At 67.1% G+C, this 16,072-nt stretch carries 13 protein-coding genes; 1 reads left to right on the plus strand and 12 read right to left on the minus strand.

Annotation, left to right across the window (positions count from 1 at the left end):
* Positions 1–21 precede the first annotated feature (21 nt).
* From A9J21_RS19745 to edd, 10 genes are all read right to left on the minus strand, one after another.
* Positions 22–312 carry a DUF1330 domain-containing protein gene (locus A9J21_RS19745; protein ID WP_066738785.1) on the minus strand — a complete coding sequence of 97 codons (291 nt, stop codon included), beginning with the start codon at positions 310–312 and terminating at the stop codon, positions 22–24.
* Positions 313–444: 132 nt separating this feature from the next.
* Positions 445–1,314 carry a 3-deoxy-8-phosphooctulonate synthase gene (gene kdsA, locus A9J21_RS19750; protein WP_066738786.1) on the minus strand — a complete coding sequence of 290 codons (870 nt, stop codon included), beginning with the start codon at positions 1,312–1,314 and terminating at the stop codon, positions 445–447.
* A 25-nt stretch (positions 1,315–1,339) separates the two neighbouring features.
* Positions 1,340–2,992: a CTP synthase gene (locus tag A9J21_RS19755; RefSeq protein WP_066738788.1), complete on the minus strand. Its 1,653-nt coding sequence runs from the start codon at positions 2,990–2,992 to the stop codon at positions 1,340–1,342.
* Positions 2,993–3,128: 136 nt separating this feature from the next.
* A complete protein-coding gene (locus A9J21_RS19760) occupies positions 3,129–3,950 on the minus strand; it encodes an alpha/beta fold hydrolase (protein WP_066738790.1) in 822 nt (273 codons plus the stop codon).
* 99 nt (positions 3,951–4,049) lie between these two features.
* Positions 4,050–4,853, minus strand: a complete 804-nt coding sequence (locus tag A9J21_RS19765) for a peptidase (RefSeq protein WP_066738792.1) — start codon at positions 4,851–4,853, stop codon at positions 4,050–4,052.
* 100 nt (positions 4,854–4,953) lie between these two features.
* The gene (locus tag A9J21_RS19770) at positions 4,954–5,784 is read right to left on the minus strand and encodes a transglutaminase family protein (RefSeq protein WP_066738793.1); all 831 of its coding nucleotides are present in this window, start codon (positions 5,782–5,784) and stop codon (positions 4,954–4,956) included.
* An 82-nt stretch (positions 5,785–5,866) separates the two neighbouring features.
* Positions 5,867–6,820 carry an alpha-E domain-containing protein gene (locus A9J21_RS19775; RefSeq protein ID WP_066738794.1) on the minus strand — a complete coding sequence of 318 codons (954 nt, stop codon included), beginning with the start codon at positions 6,818–6,820 and terminating at the stop codon, positions 5,867–5,869.
* Between the two features lie 33 nt (positions 6,821–6,853).
* Complete coding sequence (locus tag A9J21_RS19780; protein WP_066738796.1) at positions 6,854–8,329, minus strand: circularly permuted type 2 ATP-grasp protein; 1,476 nt, start codon at positions 8,327–8,329, stop codon at positions 6,854–6,856.
* Between the two features lie 240 nt (positions 8,330–8,569).
* Positions 8,570–9,094, minus strand: coding sequence for a gluconokinase (locus A9J21_RS19785; RefSeq protein WP_066738948.1), 525 nt, complete (start codon positions 9,092–9,094; stop codon positions 8,570–8,572).
* Positions 9,095–9,259: 165 nt separating this feature from the next.
* A complete protein-coding gene (gene edd, locus A9J21_RS19790; RefSeq protein ID WP_066738798.1) occupies positions 9,260–11,176 on the minus strand; it encodes a phosphogluconate dehydratase in 1,917 nt (638 codons plus the stop codon).
* Positions 11,177–11,479: 303 nt separating this feature from the next.
* Here edd and A9J21_RS19795 point away from each other — a divergent pair, with 303 nt between their 5' ends.
* Entirely contained in the window at positions 11,480–12,499 is a 1,020-nt protein-coding gene (locus A9J21_RS19795) for a MurR/RpiR family transcriptional regulator (RefSeq protein WP_066738800.1), read from the plus strand.
* Positions 12,500–12,505: 6 nt separating this feature from the next.
* Here the strand turns inward: A9J21_RS19795 and A9J21_RS19800 are convergent, their stop codons facing one another.
* Both A9J21_RS19800 and A9J21_RS19805 read right to left on the minus strand, forming a co-directional pair.
* The gene (locus tag A9J21_RS19800) at positions 12,506–15,070 is read right to left on the minus strand and encodes a DNA internalization-related competence protein ComEC/Rec2 (protein WP_066738802.1); all 2,565 of its coding nucleotides are present in this window, start codon (positions 15,068–15,070) and stop codon (positions 12,506–12,508) included.
* 169 nt (positions 15,071–15,239) lie between these two features.
* Positions 15,240–16,067, minus strand: a complete 828-nt coding sequence (locus A9J21_RS19805) for a TatD family hydrolase (protein ID WP_066738803.1) — start codon at positions 16,065–16,067, stop codon at positions 15,240–15,242.
* Positions 16,068–16,072 lie beyond the last annotated feature (5 nt).

The raw sequence follows: 16,072 nt of genomic DNA on the forward strand, positions 1-16,072 counted from the left end.
GCCAGATGACGGGTGGAAGTCTCAGACGCCTTCCACGACGATCATGTTCATCTTTGCGGCATGCTCGCGGGATTGGCGGGCCGCCAGGTATTCCTCGCTGGCGTAAAAGGCCTTCGCGGCCTCGTAGCTCGGGAATTTCAGCACCACCACGCGCGTCGGCGCCCATTGCCCCTCGAGCGGCTCGGTCTTCCCGCCCCGCACCAGCACTTCCGCGCCGTGGGCCTGCATGGCCCGCGAGGAAAGCACCTTGTACTGCTCGTACTGCTGGGGATCCGTCACGTCGACGTACGCGATGATAAGGCCGGCGGCCATACGCTATCTCCGAATCTTTTGTATTGTCTTTCGATACCAGTGCGTCAAGGTTGATTCAGCCTCACCGGAATTGACACTGCTGGAAGCGACACCGCCCGCGACAGGCGCGGGCGGCGGGTACAGCGGGCTGGATCAGGCGCAGGCCGGCCAGCCGAAGTTGTCTTCGAGGAAGCCGGCGCGCTTGACCAGGGTATCCAGGTCTTTCAGCACGGCCAGCAATTCCTTCATGCGCGACAGCGGCACCGCGTTCGGGCCGTCGGACATGGCCTTGCTCGGGTCCGGATGGGTTTCCATGAACAGGCCCGCCACGCCAGTCGCCACCGCGGCACGCGACAGCACCGGCACGAACTCGCGCTGGCCGCCCGAGCTGGTGCCCTGGCCGCCCGGCAACTGCACCGAGTGGGTGGCATCGAACACCACCGGGGCACCGGTCTCGCGCATGATCGCCAGCGAGCGCATGTCCGATACCAGGTTGTTGTAGCCAAAGGAAACGCCACGCTCGCAGGCCATGAACACGTCATCGGGCAGACCGGCCTCGCGGGCCGCGTCACGCGCCTTGTCGATCACGTTCTTCATGTCGTGCGGCGCCAGGAACTGGCCCTTCTTGATGTTCACCGGACGGCCGCTCTGGGCGCACGCACGGATGAAATCGGTCTGGCGGCACAGGAAGGCCGGCGTCTGCAGCACGTCTACCACGGCGGCGACGGGCTTGATCTCGTCGATTTCGTGGATGTCCGTCAGCACGGGCACGCCGATTTCGCGCTTCACGGTGGCCAGGATCTCCAGACCCTTTTCCATGCCGAGACCGCGGAACGACTTGCCCGACGACCGGTTGGCCTTGTCGAACGACGACTTGTAGATGAACGGAATGCCCAGTTCGCCGGTGATCTGCTTGAGCTCGCCGGCGGTGTCCAGCGCCATCTGTTCGGACTCGATGACACACGGGCCGGCAATCAGGAAGAACGGCTTGTCGAGGCCGACGTCGAATCCACACAGTTTCATGGCTTGTCTCCTTCGTCGCGGCGCGTCAGGCGCCCTTGCGCTGCTGCGAGGCCAGCGCGGCTTCCACGTAGGCCTTGAACAGCGGGTGGCCGTCACGCGGGGTCGACGTGAATTCCGGGTGGAACTGCACGCCCACGAACCACGGGTGCATCGATTCGGGCAGCTCCATCATTTCCGGCAGGTTTTCGGTCGGGGTACGGGCCGAGATCACCATGCCGGCCTTTTCGAGCTGGGGCACGTAGTGATTGTTGACCTCGTAGCGATGGCGGTGGCGCTCGTTGACTTCGGCGCCGTAGATCTGCGCAGCCTTGGTGCCAGCCTGGATGGGCACGCGTTGCGCGCCCAGGCGCATCGTGCCGCCCAGGTCGGATTCTGCCGAACGCTGTTCCACCTTGCCCTCGCGATCGAGCCATTCGGTGATCAGTGCCACCACCGGGTGCTCGGTCTCGAGGTTGAATTCGGTCGAGTTGGCGTCCTTCATGCCTGCCACGTCGCGGGCGAACTCGATCACGGCCAGCTGCATGCCCAGGCAGATGCCCAGGTACGGCACCTTGTTCTCGCGGGCATACTGGATCGCGCGGATCTTGCCTTCCGTACCGCGCTTGCCGAAACCGCCCGGCACCAGGATGGCGTCCAGCGGCTGCAGCACTTCGAGGTGACCCGATTCCAGTTCCTCGGAATCGATGTACTCGATATTGACGCGCGTGGCGGTGTGCATGCCGGCGTGGCGCAGTGCCTCGATCAGCGACTTGTACGACTCGGTCAGGTCGACATACTTGCCGACCATGCCGATCGTGATCTCGTGCTGCGGGTTTTCCTGCGCGTTGACCAGCTTCTGCCACATCGACAGGTCGGCCGGCTTCGGATCCAGACGCAGTTCCTCGCAGATCAGGCGGTCCAGGCCCTGCTCGTTGAGCATCTGCGGGATCTTGTAGATGCTGTCGGCATCCCACACCGAAATCACGGCGTCCTGCGGGATATTGGCGAACAGCGAAATCTTGGCGCGCTCGTCGTCCGGAATCGGACGGTCGGCGCGGCACAGCAGCGCGGTCGGCGAGATGCCGATTTCACGCAGCTTCTGCACCGAGTGCTGGGTCGGCTTGGTCTTCAGCTCGCCGGCGCTGGCGATGAACGGCACCAGCGTCAGGTGAACGAATGCGCAGTGGTTGCGGCCCATGCGCAGGCTCATCTGGCGGGCGGCTTCCAGGAACGGCAGCGATTCGATATCGCCCACCGTACCGCCGATTTCCACCAGTGCCACGTCGGCCTTGCCGTCGTGCGAGGCGGCCGCGCCGCGTTCCACGAATGCCTGGATCTCGTTGGTGATATGCGGAATCACCTGCACGGTCTTGCCGAGGTACTCGCCGCGGCGCTCCTTGCGGATCACCGATTCATAGATCTGGCCAGTCGTGAAGTTGTTCGACTTGCGCATCTTGGCCGACACGAAGCGCTCGTAGTGACCCAGATCGAGGTCAGTTTCGGCGCCATCCTCGGTCACGAACACCTCGCCATGCTGGAAAGGGCTCATCGTGCCGGGGTCGACATTGATGTAGGGATCGAGCTTGAGGAGGGTGACTTTGAGGCCGCGCGACTCGAGAATAGCCGCGAGCGAAGCAGCAGCGATGCCCTTGCCGAGAGAAGAGACGACGCCACCGGTGACGAAGACGAATTTGGTCATAAACCGAGCTTGCCGGGGAAATCGGGATTATACATGAGAGCCCGTCCGCCGCCGACCCGGATTTTGTGACAGCACGGTGTTCGCGCGCCCTGCCCCGCCCCTGCGGCGCATGCGCCGCTCCACGGCGAACCGGTTGTCAGTGACCGCTCTCGCGCATCTGGCCGATCAGCTCGCGCACGGTACTGGCGGTCTCCAGCGGGCGCTCCATCGGATAAAGGTGCCCGCCTTCCATGAAGCGCAGGCGGTCGCCCACGAGCTTGCGCGTGGCGCCCAGCCCCACCTGCCTGACCTCGCGCGACTTCGTGCCGGCGATAAACCCCACCGGCACCGGCGCGCCATGCGCAACGCGCCGGCCCAGGCTGGTGGGCAGCGTGCGATAGATGCGGTATTCCACGTCTCGATCGAAACGCAGGCGGCGCTCGGCGGCGCGGCCGGTCGGTTCGGTGCCGTGCTCGGCGTAGTCGCGCAGCACGTCCGGGTCCCACACCTGGAAATTGCGCTTGGCCTGGAAGTGGGTCCGGACCGACTCGGTGTCGGGCCAGTGCGTACGGCGGTTCTTGGTCACGGCGGCCGGGCTTGGCTTCTCGTCCAGGCCCAGCACCTGCGACGCGCGCAGCAAAGACGCCCGCCAGCCGGCGATGATGGGCGAGTCGAGCATCACCACGCCGCGCACGCGCTGCGGCTCGCGCAGCGCGGCCATCAGCGACAGGAAGCCCCCTAGCGAATGACCCACCAGCCAGACCTTGCGGTCATCGGCGCCCTCGCGGCGGGCCCGTTCAATTTCGCGTAGTAGTTCGTCCACCAGATTGGGCCACTCGCGCGTGACCGGGTACCTGGGATCATGACCGTAGCGTTCGACGGCGCGAATCTCGAAGGCATCGTCCAGCGCGCCGAACAGCTTGCGGTACGTGGATACGGGAAATCCGTTGGCGTGGGAGAACAGCAGGATGTCGCGCATGAGACAAATGCAATGGGAATGTGGCAGTCGCCGCAAAGTGTACTGCGACACCCCGCCGTTCGACGCCCACCCCAGCGCGAATGGGGTAGACGTTTCCCTCTACCGCTCGCGGCGTGCCCGCACGGGCTGGCCCCAGCGGTCTGCCTCGTCGCGTGCCAGCGGAAACTCCGCCGGCTGGCCGGCATCCCATTCGGGATTGCAGATCTCGCCGAACACCTGGCGCAGGCGCTGGCCCCAGGTGTCGCGGATCATGCGGAAGTAGGCGTTTTTCTCGTCGATGTTGACAAAGCGCGTCACGCGCAGCGAATCGGCTTCGTACACCAGCAGGTCCAGCGGCAGGCCTACCGAGATATTCGACTTGAGCGTCGAATCCATCGAGATCAGCGCGCACTTGGCAGCCTCGCCCAGCGGCAGCGACGGCGACACCACGCGGTCGACGATCGGCTTGCCGTACTTGGCCTCGCCAATCTGGAAGTAGCAGTTCTCGGGCGATGCCTCGACGAAATTGCCGGCCGCATAGATATTGAACAGCCGCGTGCGCTCGCCGCGGATCTGGCCGCCGAAGATCATGCTGACATTGAAGTCGATGCCGGCCTCGCGCAGCGCGTGGGCATCGCGCTTGTGCACGGCGCGCACGGCGTCGCCAACGATCGTGGCGGCTTCGAACATGTCGCGGGCCGTCCACAGCGACCGCTTCTCGTCGCGCGCCTCGGCCAGCAGTTGCCGCACCGACTGGCTGATCGCCAGGTTGCCGGCCGTCATCAGCACCAGCACGCGATCGCCCGGCTCTTCGAAGACCGTCATCTTGCGCGCGGTGGAAATGGCATCCACCCCGGCATTGGTTCGGGAATCGGACAGGAATACCAGACCGGCATCCAGTCGCATCGCTACGCAGTACGTCATGAACAGGTGTCTTTTTTGGGGGCGCCGCTGGAGAGGCGGCAAATTTGCATTCTAGCCGCTCGGCAAAACGCTACGCCGTTTGGATGGCCGGATCGGCCGCTCAGGCAGCGGGCGTGATGGCGATATCGACGTCGAGCGTTTCGCCGGCACCGCCTTCCAGGATGCCCCGGATTGGTGCGGCCGAGGCGTAGTCGCGCCCCACGGCGAGCCGCACATGGCGGGCGTCTGTCACACAGCGGTGCGTCACGTCGATACTGCACCAGAGACCGCGGTCGGCATCCAGGCAGACATCGGCCCAGGCATGGCTGGCGAGCGCCGTGGCCGCCGGATCATAGAAGTAGCCACTGACATAGCGCGCCGGGATACCCAGCGCGCGGCAGGCGGCCACCATCACCTGCGCCTGGTCCTGGCAGACGCCGCTGCCCAGCTGGAAAGCCTGTGCGGCCGACGTGCCGACATCGGTCGTATTGGCCTTGTAGCGCACCCGGTCGGCAATGCCACCCGCCAGCGCCAGCAATGCCGGCAGGTCGTGGCCGGCCGCCACATAGGGCGCCGCAAACGCCCGCATGCCTTGCGGGGCCTGTGTAAGCGGCGTAGTCGACACAAAATACAGCGGCGACACGCGTGACTCGCCCGAATCTGGCTGATCGACGAAAGCGTGGTGGCCGCCATGCTGGCCCGCACCGCCCTGCACTTCCACCTCGCCGGTGGCAGTAATGGCGATGGTGCGGGCCGGGCCGGCCATGGTGAAGTTGTGGACGATATTGCCGAACCCGTCGCGCGCCTCGGTCAGGTTGCCCGGCGCCGAAAGTTGCCAGTCCTGCACTGACTGCAGCGGCCCCGAGCGCGGGGCCAGCCGCAGTTCATGCACGCTGCGGCGCACCGGTTCGGTGTATTGATAGACGGTCTGGTGGTGGATCCTGTATTTCACGATGCGTATCGCGCGCCCGGCACGGCACCTGCCGGTGCTTCACTGGCCCGATGCATGACGCATCGGGCACATGCAGAACGATTCAGGCGGCCTGCAACGGCACGAGGAAATCCCGGCTGATGCCATTGCCGAGATCGCCGATGCGCTCCAGGAAGCTGGTCAGGTACGCGTGCAGCCCGACGGCAAAGATATCGTCGATGCGCGCGTATTTGAGGTCGGCGTGGAGTTTACCAGCCTGGCGCTCGGTCTCCGACGATTGCTGGTTGGAAACCAGCGCCAGGATCGCCACCACTTCATCCATGCTCGACACCAGCGAGCGCGGCATGTCCGGCCGCAGGACCAGCAGCTCGGCCACGCGCTGCGGCGTGATCACGGCGCGGTAGATCTTGCGGTAGACCTCGAAGCCCGACACCGACCGCAGCACGGCTGCCCAGTGGTAGAAGTCGTTCTGCTCGCGGTTCGGATCACTGTCGTCGCGGCCCGACGCCTGGAACTTGACGTCCAGGATCCGCGCCGTGTTGTCGGCGCGCTCCAGGAACGTGCCCAGCCGCATGAAGTGGAACGCGTCGTCCTTGAGCATCGTGCCGAACTGCACGCCGCGCGCCAGGTGCGAACGGAACTTGACCCATTCGAAGAAGCGCGACGGGTCATCGCGCAGTTCGCCATCGGCGATCATGCGCTGCACGTCCAGCCATGTGGTGTTGATGGTCTCCCAGACCTCGGTCGTCAGCGACCCCCGCACCGCCCGCGCGTTCTCGCGCGCCGCGCGCAGGCAGCTCATGATCGACGACGGGTTGGTCATGTCGCGCACCATGAAATCGATCACGTCGTCACGGTGCAGCAGGCCGTACTTGTGGTCGTAGGCCTGGGTCAGCTCGGAGATATCGAGCATCGCCCACCAGCCCTGCTCGGCCACTTCGGCCGACTGCGGCAGCAGCGAGGTCTGGTAGTTGACGTCGAGCATGCGCGCGGTGTTTTCCGCGCGCTCGGTGTAGCGGGCCATCCAGAACAGGTGGTCGGCGGTACGGCTCAGCATGATGGGGTCTCCCGGCGATCAGTGTGTTCGGCTTCAGCGTTCCAGCACCCAGGTGTCCTTGGTGCCGCCGCCCTGCGAGGAATTCACCACCAGCGACCCCTCGCGCAGCGCCACGCGGGTCAGGCCTCCCGGCACCATGCGCACTTCCTTGCCCGACAGCACGAACGGCCGCAGGTCGATATGGCGCGGCGCGATGCCCGATTCCACATAGGTCGGGCACGTGGACAGCGCCAGGGTGGGCTGGGCGATGTACTGCTCGGGCCGGGCCTTGACCACCTCGCGGAACTGGTCGATTTCGGCCTTCGTCGCCGCCGGGCCCACCAGCATGCCGTAGCCGCCGGCGCCGTGGGTTTCCTTGACCACCAGGTCGGCCATATGGTCGAGCACGTATTGCAGGTCGTCCGGCCGCCGGCACATGTACGTGGGCACGTTCGACAGGATGGCCTCTTCGCCCAGGTAGAAGCGGATCATGTCCGGCACATACGGATAGATCGACTTGTCGTCGGCCACGCCGGTGCCGATCGCATTGGAGATCGTCACGTTGCCGGCGCGATAGACCGACAGCAGCCCGGCCGCGCCCAGCGTCGAATCTGGCCGGAAAACGAGCGGATCGAGAAAATCGTCGTCCACGCGGCGGTAGATCACGTCGATGCGCTGCGGCCCCTGCGTGGTGCGCATGTAGAGGTGATCGTCCTCCACGAACAGGTCGCTGCCCTCCACCAGTTCCACGCCCATCTGCTGGGCCAGGAACGCATGCTCGAAGTAGGCCGAGTTGTACATGCCCGGCGTGAGCACCACCACGGTGGGATCGGCAATATTCTGCGGCGACACGCTGCGCAGCATGTCGAGCAGCAGGTCGGGATAGTGCGCCACCGGCGCCACGCGGTTGCGCGCGAACAGGTCGGGGAACAATCGCATCATCATCTTGCGGTTTTCCAGCATGTACGACACGCCCGACGGCACGCGCAGGTTGTCTTCCAGCACGTAGAACTCGCCCTGGCCGGCGCGCACCACGTCGATGCCGGCCACATGCGCATAGATGTCGCGCGGCACGTCGATGCCGAGCATCTCGGGCCGGTACTGGGCGTTGTTGTAGATCTGGTCAGGCGGGATCACGCCGGCGCGGATGATGTCCTGCCCGTGATAGATGTCGTGGATGAAGCGGTTCAGCGCCGCCACCCGCTGCCGCAGGCCGCGCTCCAGCGTGGCCCATTCGCTGGCCGGGAACACGCGCGGGATCACGTCGAACGGAATGGTCCGCTCGGTGCCGCTGTTGGACTCGTCCTTGTCGCCGTAGACGGCGAAGGTGATGCCCACGCGCCGGAAGATCAGGTCTGCTTCCGCGCGCTTGTTGTCCATCGTCGCTGCTGACTGCCGTCCGAGCCAGTCCGCAAAACTCCGGTAGTGGGACCGGACCGCCCCTGGCGGCAACACCTGTCCGGCCTCGACGGCCGTTACCGTGCCGTCCTCTCGCCCTTCCAGCATCTCGTCGAAAAACCGCGCCGCCATGATGGCCGCTCCTTCGTGGAAATGGGCGCCTGCCGCGGTCCGTGCCGCGTGACTGCTCTTCGGCCTTGCTGCACGGCTCTACCGCCGGCCGCCCGTTTATCGATGCCTCGTCGAGTCGACTCTTCCAGCATATCCGCACCGGCAAATCCCGCAAGGGGTTGCATGCACAAGACATGCGCCGGTACGCAAAACGGTTTAGCAAGATGCTTGCCAGCCACGCTGGCCGGCCATGGTGCCATGTCAGTGCGCGGTCTTTGCCTGCCCCGTGCAAGAGGCGGATTCCGGCGGGCATTTGGTCAGGATGTCCTCGACCAGGACTTCGGGCGCGCGGCGGATATCCAGCACCAGCGCGTCCTGCGGCTCTTCCAGCGTCTCGAACTGGCTCTGCAGCAGCGCCGGATTGAAGAAGTGGTCCGATCGGGCCGACAGGCGGCCGCCGATCGTCGCGGCATCGCCCTTCATGAACACGAACGTCACGCCGCCGTCGGGCGGGGTCAGGCGGTCGCGATAGGTCTGGCGCAGCGCCGAACAGGTGAATACGTGGGTGCGACCCTCGGCGCGGGCGGCATCGATCGCCGCGCGCATGGCCGCCAGCCAGGGCCAGCGGTCTTCGTCGGTCAGCGGCACGCCGGCGTGCATCTTGGCCTTGTTGGCCTCGCTGTGAAAGGTGTCGGCATCATGAAAGCCGCAGTGCAGCTGCTGTGCCAGCAACTGGCCCACGGTGGTCTTGCCGCTGCCGGAAACGCCCATCAGGATATAGATCATGTCTGCTCCATCGAACATGGTGTCGGGTGGTATTGCCACCCTTGTCGGTAGCCGCCGACCACGCACTGGCGTGGCCCGGCGGTGCCCCGGCGCGCCAGCGCCACGGGGAATACGGAATGTCTGAAAGATTGGCCGGAGCGGGTCGGTGCCTGCCCGGACGTCCGGCTATTGTGCGACGGCGGACGCGGATTTGACAGCCGCGCCAGGCGTGCCCGACGGCGCAGCATCGGCCTCGGACAGGTCGAGCGCGCTGCCGCCCTCTTCGGCAATGCGGGCATGGCGCCGGAACAGCCCGAACAGGCCACGGCCCATGCTGAAGTTTGCGAAATCGTCTGCCGGTGCCGGTGCCGGCGTGCGCGCGGCGAAATCGGCCTGCACGCCAGCGTCGCCCACCAGTTCGAGCGTACCGGCCAGCGCATCGACGCGAATGACGTCTCCGTCACGCACACGTGCCAGCGGGCCGCCTACAAGTGCCTCGGGGCCCACATGAATCACGGCCGGCACCTTGCCCGACGCACCCGACATGCGGCCATCGGTTACCAGCGCCACCTTGTGTCCGGCGTCTTGCAACGCGCCCAGCGCCGGGGTCAGCCGATGCAGTTCGGGCATGCCGTTGGCATTCGGGCCCTGGAAGCGCACCACTGCCACCACGTCGCGATTGAGTTCGTCGGCCTCGAATGCGGCCTGCAGCGCCTCCTGCGAATCGAACACGCGCGCCGGGGCTTCCACGACGCGGTGCTCGCCGGCCACGGCGGACACCTTGATCACGCCACGCCCCAGGTTGCCCGCCATCAGCCGCAGGCCGCCCTCGGCCGAGAAAGGTGCCGATGCCGGCGCCAGCACGGCCGTATCGCCGCTGGTGGCCGGGCCATCGCGCCAGCGCAGCGCGCCATCGGTCATCACCGGCTCCTGGGTATAGCGCGCCAGGCCACGGCCTACCACGGTATTCACATCCTCATGCAGCAGACCGGCTTCCAGCAGCTGGCCGATCACGTAGGCCACGCCGCCTGCCGCGTGGAAATGGTTGACGTCCGCCGAACCGTTCGGATAGACGCGCGCCAGCAGCGGCGTCACGGCCGACAGGCGGTCGAAGTCGTTCCAGTCGATCAGGATGCCGGCGGCACGCGCCATCGCCACCAGGTGGATCGTGTGATTGGTCGAACCGCCCGTAGCCAGCAGGCCAACCATGGCATTGACGACGGCCCGCTCGTCGACGATCTGCGCCAGCGGCGTGTATTCGCGGCCGCGCGCGATCAGTGCCAGCGCGCGCTGGGCCGCCGCCGTGGTCAGCGCATCGCGCAGGCCGCTGTCCGGATGCACGAACGCCGCGCCCGGCATGTGCAGGCCCATGATTTCCATCAGGAACTGGTTGCTGTTGGCCGTACCGTAGAACGTGCAGGTGCCGGCGCCATGGTAGGCCGCGCATTCGGCTTCGAGTAGCGCGTCGCGCCCGACCTGCCCCGTGGCGTAAAGCTGGCGCACACGCGCCTTTTCCTTGTTCGACAGCCCCGAGGCCATCGGGCCGGCCGGCACGAACACGACCGGCAGGTGGCCGAACTGTAGCGCGCCCATCAGCAGGCCCGGCACGATCTTGTCGCAGACGCCCAGCATCAGCGCGGCGTCGAACGTGTTGTGCGACAGCGCCACGGCGGTGCTCATGGCAATGGCATCGCGCGAGAACAGCGACAGTTCCATGCCCGCATTGCCCTGCGTGATGCCGTCACACATCGCCGGCACGCCGCCCGCCACCTGCGCCACCGCCCCGACGGCGCGCGCGGCTTCGCGGATCACGGCCGGATAGCGCTCGTAGGGCTGGTGGGCCGACAGCATGTCGTTGTACGCGGTGACGATGCCCAGGTTCGGCGCATGTTCCACGCGCAGCTTGAGCTTGTCGTCGGCGGGCAGCGCCGCGTAGCCGTGGGCCAGGTTGGCGCACGACATGCCGCGCAGCGGGCCCAGGTCCTGCTGGGCACGCTCGCAGCGCGCCAGGTAGGCGGCGCGGCTGGCGCGGCTGCGTTCGACGATGCGGTCGGTGACGGCCGAAACTTCGGCACGGACGTGGCCCTTGGCGGCTTGGGTCATGGCGGAATGGATCCTCGTGGGGCGATCCGGACAACCGCACGACAGGTCAGAACACGTCGCAACAAGCCACCGAATCTGTAGATTTTCTACATTATAGCCACAGCCAATACACCGCCGGAAGCCTTGTCATCGCGCTGAAATGGCGTTATGCGCGCAAATTCGGGTAAATCCGGAGATGAAAACCGGGCGTCGGGGGCTGCGAATCGTCCCATCGAATGTGTAGAATCTCTACAAATTTCAAGGCGATGCCAGTAACGCCCGCCATCACGAATCCCACGCACCGTTTCCCGCACGACCTTCACCATGCGCGACAGAATCCTTGCCGTCTATGACACGCTACGCCCGTCCGAGCGCCGGCTGGCCGACTATGTGGCCCGCCACGGCGCCAGCGTCATCCGGCTGACCATGCCGGAACTGGCCGAACGCGCCGGGGTCTCGCAGCCGACGATCGCGCGCTTCTGCGCGGCGCTCGGCTACGACGGCTTCAAGGAATTCAAGCTCCAGTTTGCCCAGAACGTGGGCGGCGGCACGCCGTTCGTGCACCAGGACGTGGAGGCCAACGACCGCCCCGCCGACATCGCCGGCAAGGTCTTCGACCGCACCATCGCCACGCTGATGTCCGTGCGCAACGCGCTGTCTGCCGACCAGATCGAGCACGCCATCCGCCTGCTCGCCAGCGCGCGGCGCATCGAATTCTACGGCTGCGGCAACTCGGGCATCGTCGCGCTTGATATCCAGCACAAGTTCTTCCGTCTGGGCATCCCCACCACGGCGTATTCTGATTCGCACGTGTTCAGCATGTCGGCTGCGCTGCTGCGTCCGGGCGACGTGGCCGTGCTGGTGTCGAACAGTGGCCGCACCTGGGACATGCTGGCCGCCGCCACGCTGGCACGTGGCAGCGGTGCGGGCGTCCTGGCGCTGACCCACAGCGGATCGCCGCTGGCCAGGCTGGCCGATGTTTGCGTGTTCTCCGACGTCGAGGAAGACAGCGAGGTCTATACGCCGATGACGTCGCGCATCTGCCATCTGGTGCTGGGCGACGTGCTGGCCGCTGGCGTGGCACTGGAGCGTGCCGAGTCGGTGGCGGGCGGCCTGCAGCGCGCCAAGGCCCATCTGCGCGAGCGCCGCATCGCCGGCGCGGAACCGGCAGTACTGGCCGATCAAATCGACGCGGGGGTCGACGATCAGCCAGGCAATCTCGACGAAGCAGCAAGGGACGACGCCATCCGGCCAGCGGCCAAAAAACCGCCTAGGGCCCGGAAGGCCGCCGCAAAAGCCGCCGTCCCAGCCAAACCAGCCAAGGCACCCGCACGCGCCAGCTGACGCGCATCAACGCGGCGCTGGCGGCCCATCGCGCCAGTAGCGGCGATACTGCTGCCGATACGGCACCACCTCAAGCGCGTCGCCCGACGTCATGATCGATACGGCGCCGGTTTCGTCCGTCCGATATCGCGCGATTCCGGCTCGCTCGTAGCGTCGCCAGACGTCTTCGCGCGGATGGCGGTAGCGGTTGGCAAACCCGAGCTGGAAGATTGCCACCTCTGGTCGCACCGCGCGCAGGAACGCCACATGCGATGACGTGCCACTGCCGTGATGCGGCACCAGCAGGACATCGGCACGCAGTTGGTCCGGCGGCTGGCGCCCGACCAGCGCCAGTTCCTCGCGCACGCCGATATCGCCGGTCAGCAGCAGGCTGCGGTGCGCTGTTGCCACCCGCAACACGCAACTCCGGGCATTGCTCTGGAGCCTGCCGGCGACCAACTCCTCCGCCAGGGGATGCAGGACGTCGAACCGCACCCCATCCCACTGCCAGTTCGCGCCGCTTACACAGGGGTCCCAGCCTGGTCCACCCGGCCCCGACATCAGCCGGTGCGCAGACGGCCCGGCGGTCAGTCGCGATTCAACCGGCACCGCCTGCATGACATCGCGCACGCCGCCGGCATGGTCGGCATCTTCGTGGCTGACCATCAGCATATCGAGCCTCCGAATGCCCGAGGCGCGCAGGAACGGCACGACAACCTGCCCGCCGGCGCTGGTCCCGGACACGTAGGCCGGCCCTGCGTCATAGAGCAGCGCGTGGCCCCGCGTTTCCACCAGCACCGCCGTACCCTGCCCGACATCGAGCGCCGTGACGCGCATCTCGCCTTCGGCCACGGCGGCGCGCCCCGTCACCAGCATCGGCACGATCAGGCCGGCGCCCGCCCAGCGCGGCATCGGCCGCCCCGTTCGCGGCCACATCGGCCGCCGCGGCACAAGCAGCAGCCAGACCCCGCCGATGGCGAGCGCCGTGCGCCACCAGCCCGGATGCGCGGCTTCCCACACGGCCCAGGCGGGGGCGGCCAGCCACGCCAGCCCGCTCACCAGCCACGCCAGCACCGCGTGCGCCACGGCCAGCAACGGCGCGGCAAGCGGCACCGGCAGCACGGCGCCGGCCAGCGCGAGCGGCGTCACGAGCAGGCTTACGACCGGAATTGCCACCGCATTCGCCACGCAGGACACCAGTGACACCTGACCAAACAGCAGCAGCGTCAGCGGCACCAGCCCGATGGTCACGGCCCACTGCGTGCGTGCGGCATCGGCAATACTGGCACCGAGCCGCGCCATGCGTCCGCGCGCCCCATGCGCGCCCGCCTCCGGCTGCCTGTCCTCCGGACGGTCGCGCGCATGAAGAAAGATCACCGCTACAGCGCCGAAAGACAGCCAGAAGCCCGGCGACATGACCGCCCAGGGATCGATCGCCACCGCAATGCCGGCGGCCCACGCCAGCACCACCGACACGGGCGTCGCCCGTCCGCTCCACAGCGCCAGCGCAGCCACGACCAGCATCGCGACGGTGCGCAACGCGGGTATCTGCATGCCGGCGATCCAGCCATAACCGAGCGCGGCCAGCACCGTCACCACCAGCGCGGCCTGCTGGGCGGGCCAAAGCAGCGGGAGCGGCCGGCGCAGCCGCCGCCCAAGCCCGAACGAGTGCCGCCACAGCGTGCGCGCAAGCGCTCCGGCCGCGCCCGCGATCATCGTGATATGCAGGCCCGAGATACTGACCAGATGCGAGATGCCGGTGCGCCGGAAGATGTCCCAGTCCGCCTGCGCGATCCCCCGCTGATCGCCGATCACCAGCGCGATCAGTACGGGTCCGTAGCGCGCGTCGTCAGGCAATGCGGCACGCAGGTGATCACGAAGGCCGGCACGCCACATCGCGATACGCACCGGCCACGGCACGGGGCCGCCGGCCGCCAGCGCGGTGCCGTGCCGCACATAGCCCGTGGCATGCACGCCTTCGGCCAGCAGCCAGTACGCGTAGTCGAAGCCGTGTGGGTTGGCCAGCCCGCGCGGACGACGCAGGCGCACGGTCAGCCGGTAGCGCTGCCCCGGCCGCAACGCCCCGGCGGTGCCGGGCACGGCTTGCTCGCCGGGCACGGCAGTTTCACCGGGCGGCCCGTCGCGCCATGTCAGCAGCAGCCGCTCCGGCAGCGGTTGCCGGGCCGCGCCGTCGTCCGGCCATCGTTCGACACGGAACAGGAAACGGCTGCCGTGCGGGGCGGCATCGGGCAAGCCCGCCACGATGCCTTCCACCACAAGATCGCGCCCCGCCATGTCCGGCGCCAGCCAGCGACCGATGCGGCCATCCGCACGCCACGCCGCCCAGCCCAGGCCGAGCAGCAGCGCCAGCGCACCGCCAAGGACCAGGCGCATGTGCCGAGTCCATCCACCAAGCAGGCGTGCCGATGTCGATGTCGATGTCGATGTCGATACCGAAGTCGCGCCAGCCAACCCAACCAGAGCGATCCCTGCAAGCGCGGCCCCGGCGACCCATTCCGCGCGGCCCGGCAGCGCGCCCTGCTGCTGCTGCAGCCAGCACCCTGCCACGAACGCCAGCAACAGCAAGCGCATGAAGCCCTCCGGATCGACATCACGAAGGGGGCTTTGTACCGTGCAAAAGAGGGGAAAAACGTGTCCGGGTGATACGCCGGTGTGTCAATACGTTAAATCTGCATCGACCCGGCATATCCGGCGCAAAAACGGCGCCAGATCGGCGCCGGAAATGGCAAAAAAACGATGGCTAGCGTGGCGCCATGATGTCCGCGAACGCGCCCAGGCGTGGCAATGCCGCCACCGAATTGCGCCACATGGTCTCTGCCAGCTCGCGCTCCGGCACGCCTCGTAGTTCGGCCATCACGCGCGCCACACCGGCCACCTCGCCGGGCGTGTTGCGCGCCTTGTGCTGCTCGCCGAACTGGTCGTCGGACAGCCATGCCGGGGCGATATCGGGGGCATCGGTTTCCAGCACGATGGCCTCGATGGGCAGTTCCGTCGCCAGGCGCCGGATCTGCTTCGCGCGCGAGAACGTCACGTTGCCGCCGAAGCCTAGCTTCATGCCGTGCTCCACATAGCGGCGTGCCTGCTCGTGACTGCCATTGAAGGCATGCGCAATGCCCTGCCGCACGCCCACGCGCCGCAGTCCGGCATACACCTGATCCTGCGACTTGCGTACATGCAGCAGCACCGGCAGGTCGAATTCGCGGGCGATCTTGAGCTGCTCGGTGTAGAGCCAGGTCTGGTGCTGGGCATCCAGGCCAGGGACAAAGAAGTCGAGGCCAATCTCGCCGATGGCGACCAGGCGGGGATCGTCGATCGACGCCGCCACCTGTTGCCGCAAGGCGTCAAGGTCGGCCTGCCCGGCGCCCGGCGTGCACAGCGGATGGATGCCCAGCGCGTAGACGCAGCGGGATCCCTCGCCGGCCAGCGCGCGCACGGCGTCGAAGTTCGACACCGCCACGGCCGGCAGCACGATGCCCGAGATGCCGGCCGCCACGGCGGCATCGATCACGCCCTGGCGGTCGGCGTCGAACTCGCAGGCATCCAGATGACAATGGGTGTCGATCCACATTGGCG

The sequence above is a fragment of the Cupriavidus sp. D384 genome, assembly GCF_001652915.1.
Lineage (GTDB): Bacteria > Pseudomonadota > Gammaproteobacteria > Burkholderiales > Burkholderiaceae > Cupriavidus.

Excerpts from the sequence above, each read along its gene's own strand:
- A9J21_RS19745 (WP_066738785.1), bottom strand. The coding sequence starts at position 312 with ATGGCCGCCGGCCTTATCATCGCGTACGTCGACGTGACGGATCCCCAG.
- A9J21_RS19800 (WP_066738802.1), bottom strand. The coding sequence starts at position 15,070 with ATGCGCTTGCTGTTGCTGGCGTTCGTGGCAGGGTGCTGGCTGCAGCAG.
- A9J21_RS19780 (WP_066738796.1), bottom strand. The coding sequence starts at position 8,329 with ATGGCGGCGCGGTTTTTCGACGAGATGCTGGAAGGGCGAGAGGACGGC.
- A9J21_RS19785 (WP_066738948.1), bottom strand. The coding sequence starts at position 9,094 with ATGATCTATATCCTGATGGGCGTTTCCGGCAGCGGCAAGACCACCGTG.
- A9J21_RS19795 (WP_066738800.1), top strand. The coding sequence starts at position 11,480 with ATGCGCGACAGAATCCTTGCCGTCTATGACACGCTACGCCCGTCCGAG.
- edd (WP_066738798.1), bottom strand. The coding sequence starts at position 11,176 with ATGACCCAAGCCGCCAAGGGCCACGTCCGTGCCGAAGTTTCGGCCGTC.
- A9J21_RS19760 (WP_066738790.1), bottom strand. The coding sequence starts at position 3,950 with ATGCGCGACATCCTGCTGTTCTCCCACGCCAACGGATTTCCCGTATCC.
- A9J21_RS19775 (WP_066738794.1), bottom strand. The coding sequence starts at position 6,820 with ATGCTGAGCCGTACCGCCGACCACCTGTTCTGGATGGCCCGCTACACC.
- A9J21_RS19805 (WP_066738803.1), bottom strand. The coding sequence starts at position 16,067 with ATGTGGATCGACACCCATTGTCATCTGGATGCCTGCGAGTTCGACGCC.
- kdsA (WP_066738786.1), bottom strand. The coding sequence starts at position 1,314 with ATGAAACTGTGTGGATTCGACGTCGGCCTCGACAAGCCGTTCTTCCTG.
- A9J21_RS19765 (WP_066738792.1), bottom strand. The coding sequence starts at position 4,853 with ATGACGTACTGCGTAGCGATGCGACTGGATGCCGGTCTGGTATTCCTG.
- A9J21_RS19755 (WP_066738788.1), bottom strand. The coding sequence starts at position 2,992 with ATGACCAAATTCGTCTTCGTCACCGGTGGCGTCGTCTCTTCTCTCGGC.